The sequence below is a fragment of the Ferviditalea candida genome (genome assembly GCF_035282765.1).
Lineage (GTDB): Bacteria > Bacillota > Bacilli > Paenibacillales > KCTC-25726 > Ferviditalea > Ferviditalea candida.
Genome location: NZ_JAYJLD010000046.1, coordinates 1 through 21,208 on the forward strand (window position 1 = coordinate 1; position 21,208 = coordinate 21,208).

General features: G+C 49.3%; 22 protein-coding genes. 2 read left to right on the top strand and 20 right to left on the bottom strand.

Annotation, left to right across the window (positions count from 1 at the left end):
• The first annotated feature begins 107 nt into the window (after window positions 1-107).
• Window positions 108-407: an MTH1187 family thiamine-binding protein gene (locus VF724_RS18990; protein ID WP_371755822.1), complete on the top strand. Its 300-nt coding sequence runs from the start codon at window positions 108-110 to the stop codon at window positions 405-407.
• Between the two features lie 90 nt (window positions 408-497).
• Here VF724_RS18990 and VF724_RS18995 read toward each other — a convergent pair whose 3' ends face one another.
• The 4 genes from VF724_RS18995 to VF724_RS19010 all read right to left on the bottom strand — a co-directional run bounded on the left by VF724_RS18995 (window position 498) and on the right by VF724_RS19010 (window position 4,788).
• Window positions 498-728, bottom strand: a complete 231-nt coding sequence (locus tag VF724_RS18995; RefSeq protein ID WP_371755823.1) for a hypothetical protein — start codon at window positions 726-728, stop codon at window positions 498-500.
• A 138-nt stretch (window positions 729-866) separates the two neighbouring features.
• A complete protein-coding gene (locus VF724_RS19000) occupies window positions 867-1,154 on the bottom strand; it encodes a hypothetical protein (protein WP_371755824.1) in 288 nt (95 codons plus the stop codon).
• 55 nt (window positions 1,155-1,209) lie between these two features.
• Complete coding sequence (hrpB, locus tag VF724_RS19005; protein ID WP_371755841.1) at window positions 1,210-3,759, bottom strand: ATP-dependent helicase HrpB; 2,550 nt, start codon at window positions 3,757-3,759, stop codon at window positions 1,210-1,212.
• A 114-nt stretch (window positions 3,760-3,873) separates the two neighbouring features.
• On the bottom strand, window positions 3,874-4,788 hold the full coding sequence (locus tag VF724_RS19010) for an FtsZ/tubulin family protein (RefSeq protein ID WP_371755825.1): 915 nt from the start codon (window positions 4,786-4,788) through the stop codon (window positions 3,874-3,876).
• Window positions 4,789-5,357: 569 nt separating this feature from the next.
• On the opposite strand from VF724_RS19010, the gene VF724_RS19015 reads away from it, so the two are divergent.
• Complete coding sequence (locus tag VF724_RS19015; RefSeq protein WP_371755826.1) at window positions 5,358-5,519, top strand: hypothetical protein; 162 nt, start codon at window positions 5,358-5,360, stop codon at window positions 5,517-5,519.
• 115 nt (window positions 5,520-5,634) lie between these two features.
• On the opposite strand, the gene VF724_RS19020 is transcribed toward VF724_RS19015, so the two are convergent.
• From VF724_RS19020 to VF724_RS19095, 16 genes are all read right to left on the bottom strand, one after another.
• Entirely contained in the window at window positions 5,635-6,054 is a 420-nt protein-coding gene (locus VF724_RS19020; protein WP_371755827.1) for an acyl-CoA thioesterase, read from the bottom strand.
• A gap of 43 nt (window positions 6,055-6,097) precedes the next feature.
• On the bottom strand, window positions 6,098-7,678 hold the full coding sequence (locus tag VF724_RS19025; protein WP_371755828.1) for a class I adenylate-forming enzyme family protein: 1,581 nt from the start codon (window positions 7,676-7,678) through the stop codon (window positions 6,098-6,100).
• A 125-nt stretch (window positions 7,679-7,803) separates the two neighbouring features.
• Window positions 7,804-9,048, bottom strand: a complete 1,245-nt coding sequence (locus VF724_RS19030) for an ABC transporter substrate-binding protein (RefSeq protein WP_371755829.1) — start codon at window positions 9,046-9,048, stop codon at window positions 7,804-7,806.
• A 62-nt stretch (window positions 9,049-9,110) separates the two neighbouring features.
• On the bottom strand, window positions 9,111-10,295 hold the full coding sequence (locus VF724_RS19035) for an acetyl-CoA C-acetyltransferase (RefSeq protein WP_371755830.1): 1,185 nt from the start codon (window positions 10,293-10,295) through the stop codon (window positions 9,111-9,113).
• 15 nt (window positions 10,296-10,310) lie between these two features.
• Window positions 10,311-11,093, bottom strand: a complete 783-nt coding sequence (locus VF724_RS19040) for an enoyl-CoA hydratase/isomerase family protein (protein WP_371755842.1) — start codon at window positions 11,091-11,093, stop codon at window positions 10,311-10,313.
• Window positions 11,094-11,453: 360 nt separating this feature from the next.
• Window positions 11,454-12,779: an ABC transporter substrate-binding protein gene (locus VF724_RS19045; RefSeq protein ID WP_371755831.1), complete on the bottom strand. Its 1,326-nt coding sequence runs from the start codon at window positions 12,777-12,779 to the stop codon at window positions 11,454-11,456.
• Window positions 12,780-12,825: 46 nt separating this feature from the next.
• Entirely contained in the window at window positions 12,826-13,656 is an 831-nt protein-coding gene (locus tag VF724_RS19050) for a carbohydrate ABC transporter permease (protein ID WP_371755832.1), read from the bottom strand.
• A gap of 12 nt (window positions 13,657-13,668) precedes the next feature.
• Window positions 13,669-14,613 carry a carbohydrate ABC transporter permease gene (locus VF724_RS19055; protein ID WP_371755833.1) on the bottom strand — a complete coding sequence of 315 codons (945 nt, stop codon included), beginning with the start codon at window positions 14,611-14,613 and terminating at the stop codon, window positions 13,669-13,671.
• Window positions 14,610-15,920, bottom strand: a complete 1,311-nt coding sequence (locus VF724_RS19060) for an alkaline phosphatase family protein (protein WP_371755834.1) — start codon at window positions 15,918-15,920, stop codon at window positions 14,610-14,612. The genes VF724_RS19055 and VF724_RS19060 overlap by 4 nt, the downstream gene beginning before the upstream one ends.
• A 28-nt stretch (window positions 15,921-15,948) precedes the next feature.
• A complete protein-coding gene (locus tag VF724_RS19065) occupies window positions 15,949-16,743 on the bottom strand; it encodes an HAD-IIA family hydrolase (protein WP_371755835.1) in 795 nt (264 codons plus the stop codon).
• Between the two features lie 37 nt (window positions 16,744-16,780).
• Entirely contained in the window at window positions 16,781-17,359 is a 579-nt protein-coding gene (locus tag VF724_RS19070; protein WP_371755836.1) for a glycerol-3-phosphate responsive antiterminator, read from the bottom strand.
• 167 nt (window positions 17,360-17,526) lie between these two features.
• Window positions 17,527-18,252: a sialidase family protein gene (locus tag VF724_RS19075; RefSeq protein ID WP_371755837.1), complete on the bottom strand. Its 726-nt coding sequence runs from the start codon at window positions 18,250-18,252 to the stop codon at window positions 17,527-17,529.
• 2 nt (window positions 18,253-18,254) lie between these two features.
• On the bottom strand, window positions 18,255-18,920 hold the full coding sequence (locus VF724_RS19080) for a sialidase family protein (protein ID WP_371755838.1): 666 nt from the start codon (window positions 18,918-18,920) through the stop codon (window positions 18,255-18,257).
• 570 nt (window positions 18,921-19,490) lie between these two features.
• Window positions 19,491-19,721, bottom strand: coding sequence for an Imm32 family immunity protein (locus tag VF724_RS19085; protein WP_371755839.1), 231 nt, complete (start codon window positions 19,719-19,721; stop codon window positions 19,491-19,493).
• 10 nt (window positions 19,722-19,731) lie between these two features.
• A complete protein-coding gene (locus VF724_RS19090) occupies window positions 19,732-20,865 on the bottom strand; it encodes an RHS repeat domain-containing protein (RefSeq protein ID WP_371755840.1) in 1,134 nt (377 codons plus the stop codon).
• A complete protein-coding gene (locus tag VF724_RS19095; protein WP_442788076.1) occupies window positions 20,796-21,065 on the bottom strand; it encodes a hypothetical protein in 270 nt (89 codons plus the stop codon). The genes VF724_RS19090 and VF724_RS19095 overlap by 70 nt, the downstream gene beginning before the upstream one ends.
• Window positions 21,066-21,208: the final 143 nt, after the last annotated feature.

Sequence of the window (21,208 nt, forward strand, 5' to 3'; positions counted from 1 at the left end):
GTGCAGACTACATTCTCCACCAGTACCTCTCAAATTGTCAAAGTTGAAATCATGAGAATAAGCGAGAAAACAGGCGAAAACATTACTTTATAGTGGGAGTGGTACGATTGTCTCTGCTTGAAATCAGCGTGGTTCCCGTCGGGACGGGGAGCGCCAGCTTCAGCTCGCAAGTCGCGGAAGCCGTGCAGCTTATTGAGCAAAAAGGAATGAAATATCAGGTGACTCCGACTGCAACCATTATTGAAGGCTCGTTGGATGAATTGATGGACATGGCCAAGGAAATTCATAAGAAAGCGCTGGGAAACGGCACCAATCGGGTCATCACCAATATCAGCATCGACGACCGGACGGATAAGACCCTGGATATGAAGCAGCAGGTCGATATTGTTCATCAATCGGTGCATTGACCCTTTGGCCGCAGCAAAAGAAGCGTCTCCCGCAAATGAAGTCCATTCCGCGGGGGACGCTTTAGCATGAACCGATAGTCCCGGGATCCATTATTTTTTCCATCCTACGATATAGAAGATCAGCCCCAACGCCAAAAACAAAATGACAAACCAATTTTGCGTAATCCCCGGCATATCCGGTTTGGTCGGAAAGCTTCCGTCAATTTTTGCAAACACTTGTCCCAACCAATATACATGGGAATTGATTCTTTCCAATGCATAGATGAAGCCGCTGGATATGACAAACATTGAACCCAGCAGCAGACTTGTTCTTTTGTCCATCCTTGTCTCTCCTTCCAATGCAATTATATTATCATATGATCGACGATTTCAGAAGAATGTCTGTGAATGAATAATATTCCTGCTCCTTGTACATTTTAGAACTGTTATGCCGAAAAAATCTAATCAAAAGGAGATCGTTCAATGGCACAACAAAACCAACAGCAGCAATTGCAACAAGCTCTCCAACAAGCGCAGCAGGCACAGCAAGCCGTCCAACAAGCTCAGCAGAACGCCAATCCCCAACTGCTGCAGCAAGCCCAGCAGCAGCTTCAGCAGGCCCAGCAGCAGCTTACCCAAGTGCAGAGCCAGTTGGGAACCCAAGCCTCCCAACAGCAACAGCAGCAGCTCCAGCAAGCTCAACAGCAGCTGCAGCAAGCCCAGCAATCGATCCAACAGGCCCAGCAATAACTTTAAAGCTAGAGACACAAAAGGCCTTCCCAAAATCTCGGGAAGGTCTGTTGCTTGTTTCAGCGTCGGCCGCTCACAACCGGGGCTTGGCCCGCTTCGTCGGCTGCGCCTCAAGCGGATCGTCCGGCCAATAGTGCTTGGGATAGCGTCCTTTGAGGTCTTTTTTGACTTCAAAATAGGCATTCTGCCAGAAGCTGGCGAGATCCCTTGTCACTTGAACGGGACGTTGCGCCGGCGACAGCAGATGCAGAGTCAGCGGAAATTTTCCCCCGGCAATCATCGGGGTTTGTTTAAGTCCGAACATTTCCTGAAGCCGGACCGCCAGCAAGGGGGCGGACGGATCACCGTAGTCCACGGGAATGCGGGAACCGCTTGGGACGACGATATGCGTAGGAGCATCCTCATCCAATTGGCGGCGCTGATTCCATGTCAAGGCTTCTTGAAGAATGGCGGCGAGATTCAGCCTCTGCAAATCGGCACGGCTTTTCAGCCCGTGCAAATGGGGCAGCAGCCAATCGGCAAGCGCATGAATCAGCGCCGAGTCGGAAACATCCGGCCACCCGGGATCCATCAGGCGCATAAACTGCATGCGCTGCTGGTATTGGCGGGAAGCCCGGGTCCACGGCAGGATGTCTAGACCCTCCTGCCGGACTCCTTCCAGCAGCGCTTCCGCCGCGGCCTCCGGGTCGGGATCGGGCATCGGACCGTCCTGAAGGATCAAAGCTCCGAACCTGACCCGCTTTCTGGCCCGCACGGCCTGAATCGCCCGATCCCAGAATATTGCCGATTCCTGTTCGATCTGATCGGCAAAATGACGGTGCAGATCCCGTATTTCCAGCGGCGCTGCAAGCAGAATGCGGCTGTCCAAGCCCTGATCCTCCAATTCCGCCGCAACCAGACAGGGCTCTGCGGCCAGCGCCTGCATTCCGGCAAAGGCGGCACCGCGCCCGCAGCGCAGAAGAAAGCGCCCGTCCGGCCGCCGGAGGGCAATCCGGTCGGGATAAGCAAAGGCGAGAAGCAGGCCGCTGGCCTGGGTGTCGTCTAGTAGCGCTTCCCCGCCTTTCCCTTCTTTCTCGTTCGTCGGGATTCCCAGCTTCCGCTTCCAGTGGTCTGCCTCAATCAGAATCCTACGCCGGCCGGCCTCATCCACGTCGGCGGGTCCTGAGCCGGCGGCTGAGAACCCGGAGATATTCTCCTTTTGGATGCCACGGATCGCTTCAATCCGCAATCGCAAATCCGCATCGGGGGCGCCTCCGCCGCTCCTGCGGAGAATATCCCTTCCCTCCAGCAGCGCCGCGAGCTCACACGCAAGTTCCCCAAGGCCCAACGGAATCGCCTTGAGAATCATATGCGCAAGCCGGGGATGCAGGCCCAACTCGGCCATCCTCCGCCCGTGCGGCGTCAGCGCCCCGCTCCCGTCCAGCGCGCCGAGCTGCGCAAGCAGCTCGCGGGCCTGCTGATAAGCGGCTGCCGGCGGCGGGTCAAGCCATCGCAGCTCTGCCGGAGCGACGACGCCCCATGCCGCCAATTCAAGCGCCAGCGGCGCAAGGTCGGCCTCCAGAATCTCCGGGGTGCTGCGCGGGGCAAGCCGGCGGTCCTCAGCCTCCGACCACAGACGCAAGCATATACCCGGACCCAGACGGCCCGCTCTCCCCCGGCGCTGATCCGACGCCGCCTTTGATACCGCAACGGTTTCCAGCCGCGTCATGCCGGTTCGCGGCGAAAACCGCGGGACCCGCATGAGACCGCTATCGATCACGATCCGCACCCCTTCAACGGTCAAGCTGGTTTCGGCGATTGACGTGGACAGCACGATCTTCCGCTCGCCCGGCTTTGCGGGCGCAATCGCCCGATCCTGTTCCTGCTGCGGCAGATCTCCATATAGGGAAGCGATCCGCACATCAGGTCCGAGGCCGATTTCCGCAAGCCCCGCTGCCACGCGCCGAATTTCGCCCGTCCCGGGCAGAAACACCAGAATATCTCCCGGAAAGCGCTCGATCGCCTCGGCAATCGCCTGCACCGCTGCCTGCTCGATCCTGCCTGCGGCGCTTCTGTCCAAATAAACGGTTTCCACCGGAAAAGCCCTTCCCTCGCTGGAGAGCACCGGTACGCCGCCGAGCAGGGCAGCTATCGGATCGGCTTCCAGTGTGGCCGACATCACCAGGATCCGCAAATCGTCCCGTAGGACGGCTTGAGATTGGAGGCAAAGGGCAAGCCCCAGATCCGCATGAATGCTGCGCTCGTGAAACTCGTCGAAGATCACGAGCCCAACATTCTCCAGAGCCGGATCATCCTGCAAAATGCGGGTCAGCACACCCTCGGTGACCACCTCAATCCGCGTTGCCGCTCCCACTCGGGTATCCAGCTTAACGCGGTATCCAACCGTCTCCCCGGTTTGCTCCCCGAGTAAAGCCGCCATGTAGCGTGCAGCGGTCCGTGCGGCCAGCCGCCGCGGCTCCAGCATCAGAATGCGGCGACCCAAAAGCCAAGGCTCATCCAGCAGGGCCAGGGGAACCCGGGTCGTTTTTCCCGCTCCCGGCGGTGCCGACAGCACCGCGCTTGTATTGAATTGAAGCGCTGCCTTCAGCGCCGGCAGAACCTCTTCGATGGGCAGCTTGATCATCCTATCACTCCATTGCAAGTATTGCACCACTTCCATTATATCGGCGCTTTCCGGCAAAACAAACAAAAAATCCCCAAAAGCTTGGGGACGCCGATGCGAGACCACCTTATTCACCTATGCCTGAAGCTCCCGCTTCTCCCCAACCGTCTCGGGGCTGTCCGTTCTGTCGCGCCTTTCCAGCGGGCTCCATCGGAAATGACGGCTTCTGATTGCCAGCTCGTCCCACTTTCTTTTCAACCAGAGGCGGCGAAGGTAGGATTTGCCCATCTGCTCCGGCCTCGGGAATGGGTCCTGCATGCCGTGAATGAACAGCGTGATCCGGAAGCGGTGCCCGGGCTCATTGATGAAATAAGAACCGAGTTTGACCAATTCGGCTTTATTAAACAAATCATTCAACCGCAAATTGATCTGCTGAAAAGAGAGCATGTCCACATTTTGGGTGTAGCCGATATTGACGATCATTTGCCGCCCTTCGGTGAAATCCTGCGGCAGGTAAGGTGCGGATATCGCGTATTTCAGCGGCTCATCGAACGAATCTCCCTCAAACGTGCGGATATATACCGGTCCGCTGCTGTTCTTCATAAAGCTGCGGATATCGTGGGCGTCGATGTTCATTTCGCCGGAAACCCGGATGGTCTCCTCGATCGACCGAACGGACGCTTCCTCGAACCTGTCGAAAATCTCCCGAGCTTGATGAATCGGGGTCCCCGGCTTGAGCGTCTCCATCATTCCGTCACTGTTCAAATAGGTGACGGCGTCGCAGATCTCCCTCATCCGATAGTATTGTTCAATTGCCGTCTGCATGCGTCTTTTGCCTTCAAACCGGAACGGAAACCGGAAAATGCCGATCAACAGCGCCCCGGAAGCTTTCAAACGGTTCAACTGCCTGCCCAGCTTGTCCGTCTCACTTGTATTCCCGCCGACAAAACGAAAGAAGCAGATATCATCCCGTCGAATCTCGGAAAGAAAAGACCCTTCTTTTTCGGCGAATTCCTGCTTGATCTTGAAGAATCGAATCGGACTTTCCATCTCGAACCTCCTTTCTCCACCTTTCTTCCATTATACCGATACGCAATACAAAATAATGTCACAACGCGTCGGAGTTCTCCCACAATATTTTCAGGAATAAAGCGGGAATGTGCCGAAATCCTGAGGATGTTCGTCGAATCGGGCAGGATCGCTGTCTCATTTCTCCAACCGGCTACATAATTTAAGGATTTGCAGGAAAAATAAGCTTGATTATCAAATTCCCTAACGCCACCTCAAGGATATTGTTGCTGCAGATAGGGTAACTCCCCATACCTTTTGTACCCTGTGTTCATATGATTATGGTAAGAAAAACTTCTATCGAAGTCCTTCTATGCCGACGAGAGTTTGCCTTTCCGAGACCCGGAAATTCATAAATTCTTATTCGGCAAGAAAATATCCACCGGGAAGTGATATGGATGAGAAAAAGGAACAAGGCAAAAAAGTCCGCTCGCACCCAAGGTTTCTTCCCTTTTAACAATCAGGGTTATTGGGGCGCTCCGAACAATTTCTGGGGAGCCGGCTTTAATCCTTATCAATCATTCCCTCCCTTTCAAGGCATGTTTTCGGGAATGAACGGAACCAATAGCGGAACGAAACCGCAGAACATGCAGCCGGTAAATTTCTGGGAACAAATCGGCGGGCTGGACGGCATCATCACCAACATGGGCAAAGTGCAGAAAATTATGAAGATGGCGCAATCGATGACTCCCTTCATGAGAATGTTTAAATAGTATTAGAAGCGAATGCCCATAAAGCAGGGGCTGCTGAAGACCGCCTATCGGAAAAATCCGGTTCCTATTGGCAGTTTTCAGCAGCCCCTGCTACGAAAGGACATCTCTTTTTCGCTCAAGAAATTTCCTGTTTGAGATGGTGCATGAATTTTTCCCTTAATTCATCGGGAATCGGTTGCGCTTTTGGCTTCCCATTGGAAAAATCGGTCCAGGCCCGAACCTCGTATCCCTGCGCAAGCAGTGTTTCGCCCCTGCGAAACGTATGTTCAATTCTGAACACTTTATCTTTAACCTCGGCAATCTCCGACGTTACCTCAATCCGATTCCCGAAAAATGAAGGGGTGAAGAACCGGCAATTCGCCTCCAGTATCGGAAGACCCATGCGATCCTCTTCAAACAGGACAACGGACGAATATCCGATCGTTTCAAAGAAAGCGTGTGTCGAGTTGTCCATCCACCTGTAATAATTCGGATAAAATACGATGCCCGCGGCATCGGTATCTCCCCATTCGACCTTGAACGTGTGCTTCGGCATAAGCTGATTTCCTTTCTCTTCTCTTTGTTGAATTGATCAACTACTATCTTAACTCATTGACCAGTTCATTTTCTAGTTCATGCTGCAATTCAACTTTTTTAATTTTTCCGGAAGGCGTCACCGGAAATTGCTCCCTGAATACAAATTTGTCCGGCACCTTGTAATCCGCTATCCTCTCCTTGATAAATGCCCGCATTTCTTCCGTTGTAGCGGTTTCCCCGGGCTTCAGGCGAATCACGGCGCAGGAAATTTGTCCGAGCACCGTATCCGGCAGGCCGACTACGGCAATTTCCAGCACTTTGGGATGCGTATAGAAGATTTCCTCTACCTCGCGCGGATAAATATTGTATCCCCCGCGGATCACCATTTCTTTTTTGCGGCCGACGATCCGGATATAACCCTTTTCATCCTTGGTTGCAAGGTCTCCGGTATAGAACCAGCCTTCGTCATCAACCGCTTCCGCGGTTTTGTCCGGCATTTGATAATAGCCTTTCATCAGTCCGATGCTGCGGCAGGCCAGCTCGCCCACTTCTCCGGTCGCCACTTCCCGTCTTTGTTCATCGGCAATTTTGATTTCCACTCCGGGCCATGCTTTGCCGACCGTTTCCGCTCTCATCGCGTCATCATCCGCAAAATTCGTCTGCGTCAGCGTCGGAGAGGTTTCGGTCAAGCCGTAGCCGACCATGACATTGCAGCCCATGTCCGAACGGATCCGTCGGACGATTTCCTCGGGGCAGGGCGCAGCCGCCATCTCTCCGGTTCTTAACGAGGACAAATCATAAGAACCAAAGGAAGGATGATTCAGTTCCAGGATAAACATGGTTGGAACGCCCGGATGATAGGTCACTTTTTCGCTTTCTATCAACGACAGCGCAATTTCCGGTTTGTATTTGTCCATTAATACCATTCTCGCGCCGATCGCAACCGTTCTGAATGAGAGTGTAAGGCCCATGACATGAAAAAGCGGAGTCGGCATTAAAAATACTTCTTCCGGCGTGCACAGCATTCTCTCCACACCCATAATCGCTTGGTAGACTTGATTCTTATGGGTGAGCATGACTCCCTTCGGTCTTCCGGTAGTGCCCGAAGTATAAAGAATCGCAAACAAATCTTCCTTGGGATCGATATCAACGGCGGGAGGAGGAGCCGTCTTTCCTTTTTTCAATAAATCTTCATAGCTTTCCATGCCGTCAAGCTGAAAGCGAACCGTGATTAAATGCTGAAGCGTATCCAATCTGCGGCTGATTTGAATGAATTTATCCGCATGATTCAGATTGTCGGCGTCCTGCGGGAAAAAGACGATTTTTGCGCCGGAATTGCTCAGAATATACTCAACCTCGTCTTCCCGATATCGGGTGTTGAAAGGGACAAGTATTGCGCCAAGCTTGGAAATGGCAAAATAAAGAACAATAAATTCATGCCAATTCGGCAGGCTTACGCCGATCCGGTCGCCCTTCCCAATCCCCAGCCGGCTCATTGCGGAAGCGATCCAATCCGACTCCTCGTGAAGCTCCCGGTAATTTATTCTACGCGTTCCGTCATAGATGACCTCTTTCTCGGGATCCAAAGCGAGCGCTTGATTCAGCAGGCTTGTGATCGATCTCTCAAAACGAGTTTCATCCACCTTCATAACCTCCCTTTGATATGACTGCCACCCAAAAGGAATTTTACAGGGGGCGACACGATGCCCCCTGCAAAATTCGTTTTAATCCGTTCATTCTATTCATGTTTCCTTTGTTTCAAAGCTGATTATTTGGCAGGCGCTTGGACCGGCATCTGTACTTTCTCATAGGTTTTCAAAACATCCAGCATCATTTTATTATCTTTCTTGACGGCTTTGGTAATATAGAAGTTTTCAATCACATTATGCGTTTCCGGATCAATGGTGATCGGTCCGCGCGGACTCTCAATGGATATCCCCTTCAGAACCTTGATCAATTCGTCCGAATTCAGGCTTCCCGCTTTTTGTACTGCGGTCTCAATGACATGAGCGATATCGTAACCGGACACACTTTGATTGGTGGGGAGCACATTATACGCCTTTTGATAAGCGCTTACAAAATCCTTGTTGGTTTGATTGTCCAGCCAAGGGCTGTAAGGAGTGGCGGCCATCGCACCTTCTGCGGCATCGCCGGCGGCATTCAGGACCGTGATTTCACCGAAGGAGAACGAGCTGATAACCTTGAATTTGTCCTTCATCCCAATTTCCTTAAACTGTTTAAGAAAAGTGATTGCATCTGAACCGACAAGGAAGCAGTACACGAAATCCGCATCGATTTGCGACATTTGATTGATATAGGTTGCATAATCCTGTGTGCCCAATTTGGGATGGAACTCCTTCACAATTTTTCCGCCATTGCCTTCAAATTTCGCTCTGAAAGCGCTGAGCCCTTCATCTCCGCCAGGATAATCGGAGGATACGACAATCGCCTTCTTGCCCAAAGCTTCTGCGCTATAGGTACCGGCGGTTCCGCCCTGCCAGTTGGAGAAGCTCAAGCGGTAAATGTAGTCGCTTTTCTTGTCCCAGGAAATGTCGTTTCCTGCAGCGATCGGATCAAGCATAATCAATTTATTTTTGTTTACTTCATCGATAAGAGCATATAAGGTGGCGCTGCTGTCGGGAGATACGAGGAAATTCACTTTGTCTTCCACCATCAGCTTGCGCAGCTTTCTCAGAGCGGTTTGCGGATTGCCTTCACTGTCCTCGTAAATGGCTTCGGCCTTTCGGCCTGCCAGCATGTTGTTATTTTTGTCCAAATAGAGCTTAAAGCCGTTCTTGACTTCTTCCCCCAGTCCGGCGAACGGACCGCTGGCCGAAAGCAGCACTCCGATTTTGATCGGCGCCGCTTCCGCGGCTTTGGCCGGACTCTCGGGTGCCGCACTGGATTTGGCGGGCTCAGAGTTTGCCGGTTGAGCGCTGTTTCCGGCATCCTTGCCTCCGCAGCCAACCAGTAAAAGCATGAACGTCAACAGTACAATCAGCGACTTTTTCATTCTTTTCCCCCTTGATATCATATTTATTATTTAAATTTGCCCCGATGATTCGGGAGCAAATATTAAATACGCTCCCAAATCGAGGCGATTCCTTGTCCTCCGCCGATACATACGGATGAAACGCCGTATCTTTTATTGCGCTTATGCAGCTCGTAAATCAAACTCATGGTGATTCGTGCTCCGCTTGCTCCCAGTGGATGCCCCAAAGCGACGGCTCCGCCATTCACATTTCCGATTGCCGGATCAAACCCAAGCACTTTTTGACAGGCCAGATACTGTGCGGCAAACGCCTCATTAATTTCGATGAGATCCAGATCCTCAAGCTTCATATCCGCCTTTTTCAGAGCCTCTCGAATCGCATAAACCGGACCGATTCCCATCAAGGTGGGCTCGACGCCGATGACCGCCCATGAAACCAGACGCGCCATCGGCTTTAATCCGCGTTTCTCGGCGTACGAGGACGACGCCAGAATGACGCTAGCCGCTCCATCGCTGATTCCGCTCGCATTCCCCGGGGTGACGACCCCGCCTTCCTTGAATCTGGGCTTCAGCCGCGCCAGATCGGCCATTTCCGTTTTTCTCGGACGTTCGTCCCGGTCAACGACAACCTCTCCTTTTCTCGTCGGGACGGTTACCGGAACAATTTCCCGATCGAACCTGCCTTCTGCAATCGCTTTCAAGGTTTTGTCGTAGCTGGCCTTGGCAGCCTCATCCACTTCCTCTCTGGACAAGGAATACTCCACAGCCAAATTCTCCGCGGTCATCCCCATCGTGCAGCCGGCGTACGTATCGCACAAGCCTTCCCATAGGAAATCGACAAACTTGGGGGATTCGCCCAAGCGGAAGCCCCACCGCATATTCGGAACATGAAACGGAATTTGACTCATATTCTCTGTCCCGCCGGCCAATGCCACCTGCGTTTCCCCGAGCATGATATTTTTGGCCGCGATGTTGATTGCTTCAAGCCCCGAACCGCACAAACGGTTAACGGTCAACGCCGGAACATGCTTCGGCAGACCCGATTTCAATCCGATATGGCGAGCCAGCAAATGCGCATCCACGCTGGATTGCTGGACATTGCCCATGACGACCTCGTTGATTTCCTCAACCTCAATGCCTGCGCGGGAAATTGCTCCCTTGGAACTGACAACAGCAAGATCAACGGCAGAAACGTCCTTGAACGCACCGCCAAAATCACCAAATGGAGTTCGCGCTCCTTCGATTACGACGACATCTTCCCTAGCCACACTCTCTACCCCCTCTCACCGGCTCGTAAAATTCGGTTTTCTTTTTTCCATGAAGGCCTGCATGCCTTCTTTGCGGTCTGCACTGTCAAAGGCGACGCCAAAACAGGTCGTTTCCAGATCAAGCGCGCTTTCCAGGTCCAGATTAGCTCCCGTATTCACGGATGTTTTGATCATTCGCATGGCCAGCATCGGTTTTTCCGCCAACTTGTCGGCCCACGCCAACACTTGATCCATGAATTCCTCCTGCGGGACGACTTTGCTTACCAAACCAAGCGCATGCGCCTCATTCGCATTGATCACATCTCCGAAAAACAGCATTTCCTTCGCCTTCGCCTGTCCGATCAACCGCTGCAGGCGCTGCGTTCCGCCGCCTCCCGGCAGAATGCCCAAATTGATTTCGGGCAATCCCATTTTGGCATGCTCCGTGCAAATCCGCAAATCGCATGCCAATGCCAGTTCCAAACCTCCGCCAAGCGCCAGTCCGTTCAAAGCGGCGATGACCGGCTTTGCGGAATTTTGGATTTGCGTCAACGCAGCGCGGGAGGTTTTGTTCATCTTGATCATTTCGGCGTCGGTCAACTGCGCCATTTCCTTGATGTCGGCACCGGCCGCAAATGCCTTATCGCCTTTGCCCGTTATGACGATCGCATTGACATCCCGGTCATTCTCCAACTGATCCATCAGCAAGGACATTTCCGCAAATACTTTCTGATTCAACGGGTTATATGGGGGGCGATTCAAATAAATAATCGCTACCTTATTCCTTTTTTCCAATTCCAGCGTTTCCAGCCGAGTCATCATGTTTGCTCCCCTCAATATTGATTGCAAACATTGTTGTTTGCGTTTTATTCAATGGTCCCGGCATCGTTCCGCCCTTACCACTGTACCTTCATTATATCTGTTTTGCATTTCGATTCATCCTGCATAATGAAGGATATATTCGCTGTATATTCCGGCAAAAGTGAGGATGGGGAAAGTTGTGCCTGACTTTGCTGGGCGCTACAATTAAAAAAAGAGCAGGTAATGAACCCGCTCCTTTTCATCTATCCTGAAAATTCACTTCCGCTAAAAAAACCATCCAATGAGAATTCTTCAGGGACGTATCGCGCGCCATTTTCATCATCTAATGCTGCCATGAAAATGACATGGGACGTCTGTTTACTTAATCAATTGATTGGCTTCGGCTGCCGCATCTTTTACAGCTTGTTCCGCCGTCTTTTGCTTCGTTAATGCGGCTTGAATGTTGTCCTGAACAATTTTGAAAATACGGGTACCGCCTTTGCCCGGGAAGTTGTTCCACTGAACCATATCGTCTACCTGCCTATAAGTGGTGTATGCCGCCGGATTTTCCTGTTTCAAATATTTACCGAGCAGATCATCACGCTCCACAGCGCTTTTACGGGAGGCCATATATCCCATCCCTTCCGCAGTAATCGCGGTTCCTTCCGGAGAAGTGGCAAACTTGATAAATTCCCAAGCCGCTTTTTCCTTCTCAGGTGTTGATTTTATAACGAATACGTTGTTTCCGCCGGCCGGTACCATTCGCGGATGAACCCCGTCAACCGGAAACGCTGCTGTTCCTATGTCAAACTTGCTGTCTTTTTGCAATCCGCGAAGGCTGGCCGTTGTGTTTACATAAATACCCAGCTTGCCGCTTGTAAAGCTTTGGGTCGCTTGTTTGTCATCGATTAAAGGCATCGTTTTGTCCGTATTTACCAGGTCAACCCAGTATTGAAGGGCTTTGATTCCCGGTTCCTGGTCGAACGCAACGCTTTTCTGATCATTGGCAACCATATGTCCGCCCAACGTTTCCGTCATGGCCTGGAACATCCAGTTGCCTGTAATCCCGTAGTTAAAATAAACTCCCATACGGTCGCCCTTTGTTAATTTCTTTGCCGCTTCACGGAGCTCATCAAAAGTTTTAGGCGGATTTTCCGGATCAAGTCCGGCTTCTTTGAACATCTGCTTATTGTAATAAACGACAGGTGTGCTTACCGCATAAGGAAGGCCGTAGATTTTTCCATCCATTCCTTTGCCAAGCTCCAGCATTTTCGGGAAGAAATCCGACAAGTCCATTTTTTCTTCATCAATAAACTTTTGCACCGGAACAAGAGGCATATTGGCAACCATATAGTTTGTATAGCTGAAGCCCGCCTGAGTCACTTCAGGCAGCTGCTTTGTCGCGGCCAAAGCTTGCAGTTTTTCTAAAATTCCCTCATAAGAACCTTCCACATAAACAGGCGTAACGTGAACAGCGTCCTGCTTTTTATTGAACTCTTCGACCAAACGCTTAACCGCTTCACCTTGGGAACCACCGTGAATGTGCAGGAACTGGATTTCCACAGGTTTTTTTGTTGAAGTTTCCGGGCTGGCTGCATTAGTTGATTCTTTTTTCGCGGAAGTTTCAGAAGCAGAATTGGAGCAGGCCGCCAATGAACTAAAGGACAAGACAATAATTAACACGAGCAACAGCATGCGTTTCATAATTTTTCCTCCCAAGTTTGAATGTTTTTGTATATGTCCAAGGGCTTTACCCTTTAAGACCACTGTTGGCAAACCCTTCCACAAATTTCTTCTGGGTAAAAAGAAATAAGATTAGAACCGGGATCGTGGATAAAGTGGATACAGCCATTGTAGGAACCCATTCCATCACTCCCTCATTCTGAAAGTGAACTAGAGCTATCGGAAGAGTTAACTTCTGTTCATCCGTCAAGACCAGCAAAGGCCAATAAAATTCATTCCAGTGATTGACAAACAAAATGATACTAAGAGCTGCAACCGCCGACATGGAAGCCGGCAGGTAGATATGCCACAAGATACGGAGTTCTCCGCAACCATCTATGGCAGCAGCGCTGGCTAATTCATGCGGTATGCTCAAGAAAAACTGCCTCATTAGAAAAATTGCGTATCCGCTGGCCAAATAGGGTACGATTACTCCGGCAAATGTATTTATCCAACCAAACATATTTATAGTAAGAAAGGTCGGGATCATCACTGCCTGAACCGGAATGATCATTGTTGCCAGAACAAAATAGAACAATAGATCTCTTCCTGGAAACTTGAACCGCGAAAATGCATATGCGGCGAAAAAAGCAATGACAACTTGTCCGATCGTCTGGACTATGGCGATAAACAAACTGTTATACGCCCAAGTAAAAAAGGGAGTTTGTTCAAATACCTGCAGATAACCGTCCCAACTGATCGATTTAGGCAAAAATCCCAGTGCCCCTTCAAATACTTCATTGGCCGGTTTGACAGATATACTTGCCATCCATATAAAAGGGAATAATGCCGCAAAGGTAACAGCGATAATAAAACTGTGCTTCGTAATCAAACGCAAGTTCTTTCTGTTCGCAATCATTTCAACCCTCCCTTACTGGTAATGAACCTTGGATTCTGTCATTCTTATCTGAACAATTGTAATGATGAGCAAAAGCGCAAACAGAACCATCGACAGCGCGCTCGCTTTACCTATATCAAAAAACTGGAAGGCCTCCTGCCAAACCTGATAAACCAAAACATTCGTCGCATTGTTCGGACCGCCTTGGGTCATGATGTGGATCGTGGTAAATACTTGAAATGAATTAATGATGCTCACAATGAGCACAAACAAGTTGACAGGCGCTAACAGCGGCATCGTGATGGTAAAAAACTGCTTCCATTTTCCGGCCCCATCGATTTCGGCCGCTTCATAAAGCTGGTTGTCAATTCCTTTCAATCCCGCGATATAGAGAACCAAATTATATCCGATCGCCTTCCAAACCCCGATGATAATCAAACTCCACATCGCCCAATTCGGATCGTTCAACCAATTGGGTCCTTCTATTCCGAAAACAGACAGATATTTGTTGAACAAACCGCTATGGGGATTCATAAGCAGCATCCAAACCAAGCTTGTTACCGCCAGAGACGCAACAACCGGGATGAATAGAAGAAATCGGTAAATCTCCCGGGCGCGCCCTACACTTTCCACCAGTACCGCCAACCCCAATGCAATCATCATGGAAGCCGGTACCGTTCCCAAAGCATAGACAAATGTGTTTTTAAACGAAACCCAAAATACGTCGTCCGCAAACAGATTCCGATAGTTTTCCAAGCCGACATATTCCATATCGGGACTGATCAGATTCCACTGCATGAAGCTCAGAAATAAAGCGAAGAGAAACGGAAAGATAAAAAAGGTCCCATAAAGAACCAATGCCGGCGAAAGCATAGCGTAGGGCCAAACCCATTTTCTTAACCGATTTGTGTTGACAGCTGTCCTTTTAGCCCTCTGTGTCTTCACATTAACCTGAACATGGGTTGAAACGGTATTCACACTTTAACCTCCCTCACATTAATCATTGCTTCAAGCACTTTGCCATCCGCATCCTCCAGCTCCAACCCGATAATCTTCGCTACAGTCGGGGCAATATCGACAATGTTGATTTCCGGCAGGGAGAGACCTGATCGGATACTTGGGCCATGTGCGATAAAGACCGCTTTCAGCTCCTCTTTTTCGGGCAGATAACCATGCATTGCCGTGTATTTATTCTTATCAATCACCTTGTCGCCTTCAGCGCCGAAGTAAACAAAGTAACCCGTTTCCGCTTCGAAGATGAAATCCGGTTGATGAGAGTGCTCTTCGATGCGCGGAAAACCCAATTCAGAAAAGTGTTCGTTCTCAAAAACACATTCAACGCCTTCCGTTTGCTGCAACTCCTCTTTGACAAGGGATGCCAGCTCATCAGGGTATTCTTCATCCAAAATGTAAACATAGCCGACACCTCCGTTAGAGACCGCCACCACTTTGCTGTTTGTCGGATTTTCCTCGTCATACCATCCCTTTTGTTTGAACAAGACATTGGGACAAATCACACTATGCGCATCCATAAAACCGTGGTCGGACACTATAAACAGATCCGTGTTTTCATAAACGCCTTCTTCTTTCAAAGCGCCGATAATTTGCCCGATACGTTCATCGATATAATCCAGCGCCCAAAAAACTTCCGGTGCGCGTGTGCCGTAATCGTGCTGGAAGCTGTCCGCAACGAGGAAATGAAGCATCATCAATCCCGGTTTATGATTGCGGATTAAATGTTTGGCCACCTCAGCCGTCAACCAATCCTGCATTTTGCCCCGTGCATGGTCTTTACTCCACTCTCCGTAATGGTCGACAGGAAGTCCATGCTCCTTCAGCTCGTTCCAAAACGTGGGCGTACAGTGCTTTTCGAACAATTCCTGCTCGTAAAATTCGGGGATGTTAAAGTCGATATGTTTGGCGCCTCGAGTTACCGGCCAACAAACCGCTGCCGTTTTGACCCCCTTCTGATGGGCCAAATCATACAAAGTGGGAACTTGAACGACATCCTCCTTATCCCATGACCGGTCGCCAAAATGTTCCTTTACTTGACGGGTTTCCCTTTCAACCACCCAATTGCCGAGCACTCCGTGTTTTTTCGGATAAACCCCGGTCACGATTGACGTATTCATCGGCCACGTCGAACTCGGGTAAGCCACCTTCATTTTTTCGGCTTTAGTACCCTGATTGATCAAACCTCTCACATTCGGCATTTTGCATCGCGGATCATCCAGGTAGTATGCAGCCAATCCGTCGATACAAATTAAAATCACCTTTCGTTCCATCATCATGTCTCCTTCGCGTTTACTTTTTTTAAATCAGCCATTCCAGCAGTTCACCGATCACAGTTACGGTCAGGTTCGGTTGAAATTCGAATTCCGCCGGAAAGGATTTCCCATGTGATATCCAGATGGTGTGCATGCCGGCAGAATACCCTCCTTGTACATCGGTATAAGGGTTATCCCCAACCATCACACACTTATCCGGACTGAGACCCGTTTGTTTTATAATCTTGTAGAAAGGGTAATGAGAAGGCTTGCCTACAGACTTGACGCCATGTATGTCTGAAACAGCCTGAATGGCAGCTACCAAGGCGCCTGTTTCCGGCACTCTGTCCCCATCTTCTCCCGGATGATACATATCGGAGTTTGCGGCAATCAGCTTCACCCCATCCATCAGACTGCGCGTGCATTCATGCAATTTTTGATAGGAAAAAGACGTATCCCGTCCAATAACAATAAAGTCACATGCTTCCCCGCCTCCTAAAGAAACTACTTGATGTCCTGCATTTGTCAGCGCAAGTTCGAGTTCAACGGATCCTACAGGATGTACCCGAAGTGCGCCGTAGGTTTCCGCCAAATACTGCCCCACTAATTCAGTGGCAACAAGAATAGGCACATCTTCTGCCGGCAGATTCATATCTATCAGCTTATTTCGAATGGTATGCGAAGTCTCTGTCGAATTGTTACTTAAGAAAATGACCTGCTTTCCCGATTGAATAAGAAATTGAAGCAATTCCCTCGATCCGGGGTAAACGGTATTGCCGGAATAGATGCATCCGTCCAAATCGAAAATAAATGCGGAATAATCCTTTATGTTTAAGCTCATCTTGAATTTCACAGCCTTTTCTGCAACTGGTAATCAATCATTGTTCGGCAAGATTTAATGTCCAATGCTCCGCATCCCCGATAGCTACTGCCCGCGCTCCGGCATTTACGGCCTGCAGCGCCTCCTCGCGGGATTTAATCAATCCGGCCGCAATAATCGGACATTTCAGAACCCGACTCATTTCCCGGATTACGCGCGGCATTAATCCCGGCATGATTTCTACGGCATCGGGCTTTACGTCCAAAATATTGCGAATTCCTGTTTCATAGGCAAGCGTATCAAGCAAAAAAAGATGCTGAACCGCAAATAATCCTTCTTTTTTTGCCGTTTGAATCAATTGATTTTTGGTGGAAACAATTCCGTCAGGCTTGACCTTTTGGGCCAAATACTTAATGCCTTCCTTGTCATTGGCTACTCCCCTGATCAGATCCACATGAAGATAGATAGATTTTTTATAAGCTTTGGCGGTTACCACACATTGGTCTATCGTAAAAATGTCTCCCGTCATTAAAAAAATCGATTGTACGGGGGAACTCGCAGCCTTTTCGATCAACTTTATGTCCCTTACGGCGGCGATAACAGAATTTTTCTGAAATAAACTGATTCTTTCTGCCATAGATTCAATCCCCTTTAGGCCCAAATAAAAACCCAAGCATAGTCACCCCCAACCAGCACATGTCTTATCAATAAAGTTCATGTGGTACGAGGATAGTTGACTATACCTGGGCTTTCTCCAATTCTCCACCCTAGGCTCCGCCATATATCGTACTTGATGCTTTTATCTTACTTGTCTAGTGTTTGGGTAAGATCAACACCACGTAAAATGTTTGTAAATAGACTTCGGGATCCATTAACTCTGACCACAGTTGTATACACATCCACCGAGTCTTTTTGCGAAGGGGAATTTACTTTGGAAAAAAACAAATGGAAGTCATTGTGAAATGCTGCTATACCTTGATAATCTCCGATAAACAGGCCAAGTACAAAAGGGGGCACCGCTTCGGGAGCGCGCAGCATGTTAAACGGTCCTGCAATATGCAGAGGGGGTATAAACGTCCGCCCATCATTTGTCGAATAGGTAAACCAATAGTCGACCGGCAGACGATTTTTACTGTGGTGATTGCAGTTGATCATATAGTAGCTCACGCCGACAGCACCGTTGTGATTCACGCTCACCATGGGGGTAAATGCCGCTCGGCCTAACGCCGGATTGACGCGAACCGGAGCGCTCCAGGTTCTTCCTCCATCAACAGAATGGGTAATGGCAATCTCATCATATTTTCCGCCGCTGAACTTCGCGCTTTGCCAGACCACGAACAATTCCCCGGTTCGTTTATTGATGGCAACCTCCGGCAGCGCATCGCCGCCGCCGCGAATCATTTTTCCCGTCACTGGATCCGTTACCGCCACAGAGTCAAAAGGCGCGATGATTTTGGCTCGGGACCACGTTGTTCCGCCGTTTTGCGACTTCTGTACGGCAATCAAGTATTTGGGAGTTTTCGTATTCATACCTATGATCCAATTGAAAAAGTTGTACAATGTGCCGCTTCTCGGATCAATGATGATTTGATTTCCCCGTCCGTGGTTTTGCTGAAGAAAGCGGGACCGCTGACGGGTGTCACGCGATCCCATACGACATATGCCGTTCCTGGTTTGCTCGGATCCGCGATTACGGTTTCTTTGTCATTAATGATGTTCGGACCCTTGTCGGATTGAATCACCCGAAAATTCCCCCAGGTCTTTCCTCCGTCTGAAGAGGTTGCGGCTGTAATTGCAGATTCGGCGACTTGCGTTCCAGTCTTGCTTACGGTCACGGACAAAGCGACTGCGTAGGCCTTGCCGTCAGGCCCTATGGAAACAACCGGGTCTGAAGCCCGCTTATACTTAAGGTGTGGAACTGCGCACTTGCTAAACGGCAAGGTCCTCTGTTTCCACGTTCTCCCCCCGTCTCTGGAGAAGGCTGCAACCAGACCGCGTGCGCCGCCGTTAGACCACCTGTCCTGCTGCCATACGCCAATCAGAAGGGGCTTGCCGTTTTCTGCCGTTGCGGGACCGATGGCCAGCCATGGTTCCACGGCTGTATTTACAAAGTTGGTTCCTGGTCCACCGACTTTACAATTCCGATATGGACTAATCCGCGATACTCGGATGAGACGCGTTTTCCTCGCTTTTATCAATTGGAATTCCTCCCAGGGAGCGTTTTGCATTCAGTATATTCAGTCGTTTATAGTCACGTCCCTAGCCGTATTTAGACGGATACAGATAAGGCAAATAACGTACCACTCTGGGCATAAAATCAATGAGAAAAACGCCTGACGGCGTCCTTGGATCGTTCCCACTCTTTTGATCGTATTGGAGGACATGGGTATTGGGCTGCAACCGCTCTTGAAGTTGTGTTCATTTGATTAGACTAGGCGGTTTGAACACAACTTCAAAGGCGTAAAAGTTTTCGCAGAAAACTGCATCGGGAGCATGAGCTTTAAACTTTCCGCTCCAATACCCATGTCCTCTTTTCTACTGTTGTTCCTCCGCATCCTTTTTATATTCCGGTAGTCGATCAGTGATCTGATACTCGTAGCCATGCACACCTTGATAAGATTCCGGGCTTCAGAATGTTCGTTTCCATGGCTTTACTTTAACAAAAACAAAAATAAGGCGGAAGACTACTCCCACCACGAATTTTTATACTTTCTATAATGTTAAGAGAAACCTTGTTTGGCTTTAAAGCCAAACAAGGTTTTTTGAGATTAATTCCAATATAAGATTTTTACGTGGTGTAGCAGAATGCTATTCTCGTTTTGCTGTTCTTCTGATAGCTCTTGTCCTCCCCAACTCGGGGTCATTAGATGAACATCGCCACCTTTCTGAAGGAGTACGTCAATTTTTTGTTTTAAAAACAACAATCCGTATTTATCTGCGTGAATTTCGATTTTTTCATTTTCCTTGTCAAACTCAAATGTTAACAGGAATTTATCCATAATTCACCTCTTAATCCAAAAAGTATTTTTTCTTTACAAGATCGCTCTTATCCGTCTTTAAGCGGTTAACATCAACATGTGGAGCCTCGTAACCTTTTTTGTACTGCCCTCCCTTATCCAAGTAATATGAACGCCCAGTAGTCGGATTAACATAACCGCCTTTTCCATTAACAGGATCAGGCCCTCGCTTTTCAAAACCTTTTTTAGTAAACATTTCATCAATTTCTTCAAAAGTCTTACCCTTGAATGGATTGCCTAGGCCTTTACCCTTGAGAAATCCAACAATTGAATTGTTTAGTAGATATGTTCTGATCTTTTCCTTTACAGATAAATTAGGCGTAAGGAAAAGATTAACATCGTCACCAATAAGAGTTTTCCAACCGTTTGGATCAGCTTGATTGAAATAATTATTTACGGTTTGAATACTATTAACGAAGCGGCTATTTAACATTCGGTCAAACCAACTGCTACTCTGCTCCAACGGACTATGCCCGCTTGGATCGATCATGTTCACCGGATTGTTATACGCATAGACATAGCGGTTCAACGATTGGGGATCGGTGGAATAGCCGGCAAAGGTATCCTTTGTAATAAATCGGCCTGTGGTCGGATCGTAGTATCCGGCTCTTAAGTAAATGAGTCCGGTTTCCGAATCATTTTGCTCCCCGATAAACTTCAGGTCGTTCGGTACGCTGCCGGTCTCGGATTTCAGGGCGCCGAAGGCGTCATAATCATAGGCAGCCGCAATCGTGCCGGCGGCATCCGTTGCCGCAATCACACTGCCCAATCCATCATAGAGACAATACAGTTCGTTCCTTGGTCCGTAGACGCTGCCGATGACCGAGGTCCCGTTAATGTATTGCTTCGCAATGGTTCCAGTTCCATCCATTTCGACAAGCAGCTGCGGGAATCCTTCCGAGATATCGTAGATGTAGCTTGTCGTTTGGCCGTTGACCGTTTTGCTGATACGGTTGCCATCCCCGTCATAGGTGTAGGTAACCGTCTCGGTAGGCGTGGTCACTTGAACCAGTCTATTTTCCGAATCGTATTGGTAAGAAACATTGCCTTTTTGCGTCATATTCCCGTTCGGGTCATAGGCAAAGTATACCGATCCGGTAACGGTTTCTGTTTGATCCGGTGCCATGACACCGATTGCGTGACGGTCAGCCGATCGGCAAAGTCGTAGCTGTAGTCGATTTGTTCATTTCCTTGCAAGAAGCTTAACCGGTTGCCGACTTCATCGTACATATAGCTGCTCGAGATGCCGTCGGGATACTGGACGTAGGTCAGCCGTTGGAACTCATCATACCCATAGACTGTGCTGCCCCCGGCCTCATTCGTCATGTTGATCCGGTTTCCGGCCGCATCATACGCATAATTGTGTGAATAGCACTTTGTTTCCGCAGGAAACAGGTGTTTTTTTGCACATTGGAACGAATTCCCGGTATTTTAATGCCGCTGTAATTTGCTACACTTTTTTCAAATTA

Excerpts from the sequence above, each read along its gene's own strand:
- VF724_RS19085 (WP_371755839.1), bottom strand. The coding sequence starts at position 19,721 with ATGGATAAATTCCTGTTAACATTTGAGTTTGACAAGGAAAATGAAAAA.
- VF724_RS19040 (WP_371755842.1), bottom strand. The coding sequence starts at position 11,093 with ATGACTCGGCTGGAAACGCTGGAATTGGAAAAAAGGAATAAGGTAGCG.
- VF724_RS19065 (WP_371755835.1), bottom strand. The coding sequence starts at position 16,743 with ATGAGCTTAAACATAAAGGATTATTCCGCATTTATTTTCGATTTGGAC.
- VF724_RS19095 (WP_442788076.1), bottom strand. The coding sequence starts at position 21,065 with ATGACGAATGAGGCCGGGGGCAGCACAGTCTATGGGTATGATGAGTTC.
- VF724_RS19030 (WP_371755829.1), bottom strand. The coding sequence starts at position 9,048 with ATGAAAAAGTCGCTGATTGTACTGTTGACGTTCATGCTTTTACTGGTT.
- VF724_RS19015 (WP_371755826.1), top strand. The coding sequence starts at position 5,358 with ATGAACGGAACCAATAGCGGAACGAAACCGCAGAACATGCAGCCGGTA.
- VF724_RS18995 (WP_371755823.1), bottom strand. The coding sequence starts at position 728 with ATGGACAAAAGAACAAGTCTGCTGCTGGGTTCAATGTTTGTCATATCC.
- VF724_RS19045 (WP_371755831.1), bottom strand. The coding sequence starts at position 12,779 with ATGAAACGCATGCTGTTGCTCGTGTTAATTATTGTCTTGTCCTTTAGT.
- VF724_RS19075 (WP_371755837.1), bottom strand. The coding sequence starts at position 18,252 with ATGAATACGAAAACTCCCAAATACTTGATTGCCGTACAGAAGTCGCAA.
- VF724_RS19070 (WP_371755836.1), bottom strand. The coding sequence starts at position 17,359 with ATGGCAGAAAGAATCAGTTTATTTCAGAAAAATTCTGTTATCGCCGCC.
- VF724_RS19060 (WP_371755834.1), bottom strand. The coding sequence starts at position 15,920 with ATGGAACGAAAGGTGATTTTAATTTGTATCGACGGATTGGCTGCATAC.
- VF724_RS19020 (WP_371755827.1), bottom strand. The coding sequence starts at position 6,054 with ATGCCGAAGCACACGTTCAAGGTCGAATGGGGAGATACCGATGCCGCG.
- VF724_RS19010 (WP_371755825.1), bottom strand. The coding sequence starts at position 4,788 with ATGGAAAGTCCGATTCGATTCTTCAAGATCAAGCAGGAATTCGCCGAA.
- VF724_RS19090 (WP_371755840.1), bottom strand. The coding sequence starts at position 20,865 with ATGGCACCGGATCAAACAGAAACCGTTACCGGATCGGTATACTTTGCC.
- hrpB (WP_371755841.1), bottom strand. The coding sequence starts at position 3,759 with ATGATCAAGCTGCCCATCGAAGAGGTTCTGCCGGCGCTGAAGGCAGCG.
- VF724_RS19050 (WP_371755832.1), bottom strand. The coding sequence starts at position 13,656 with ATGATTGCGAACAGAAAGAACTTGCGTTTGATTACGAAGCACAGTTTT.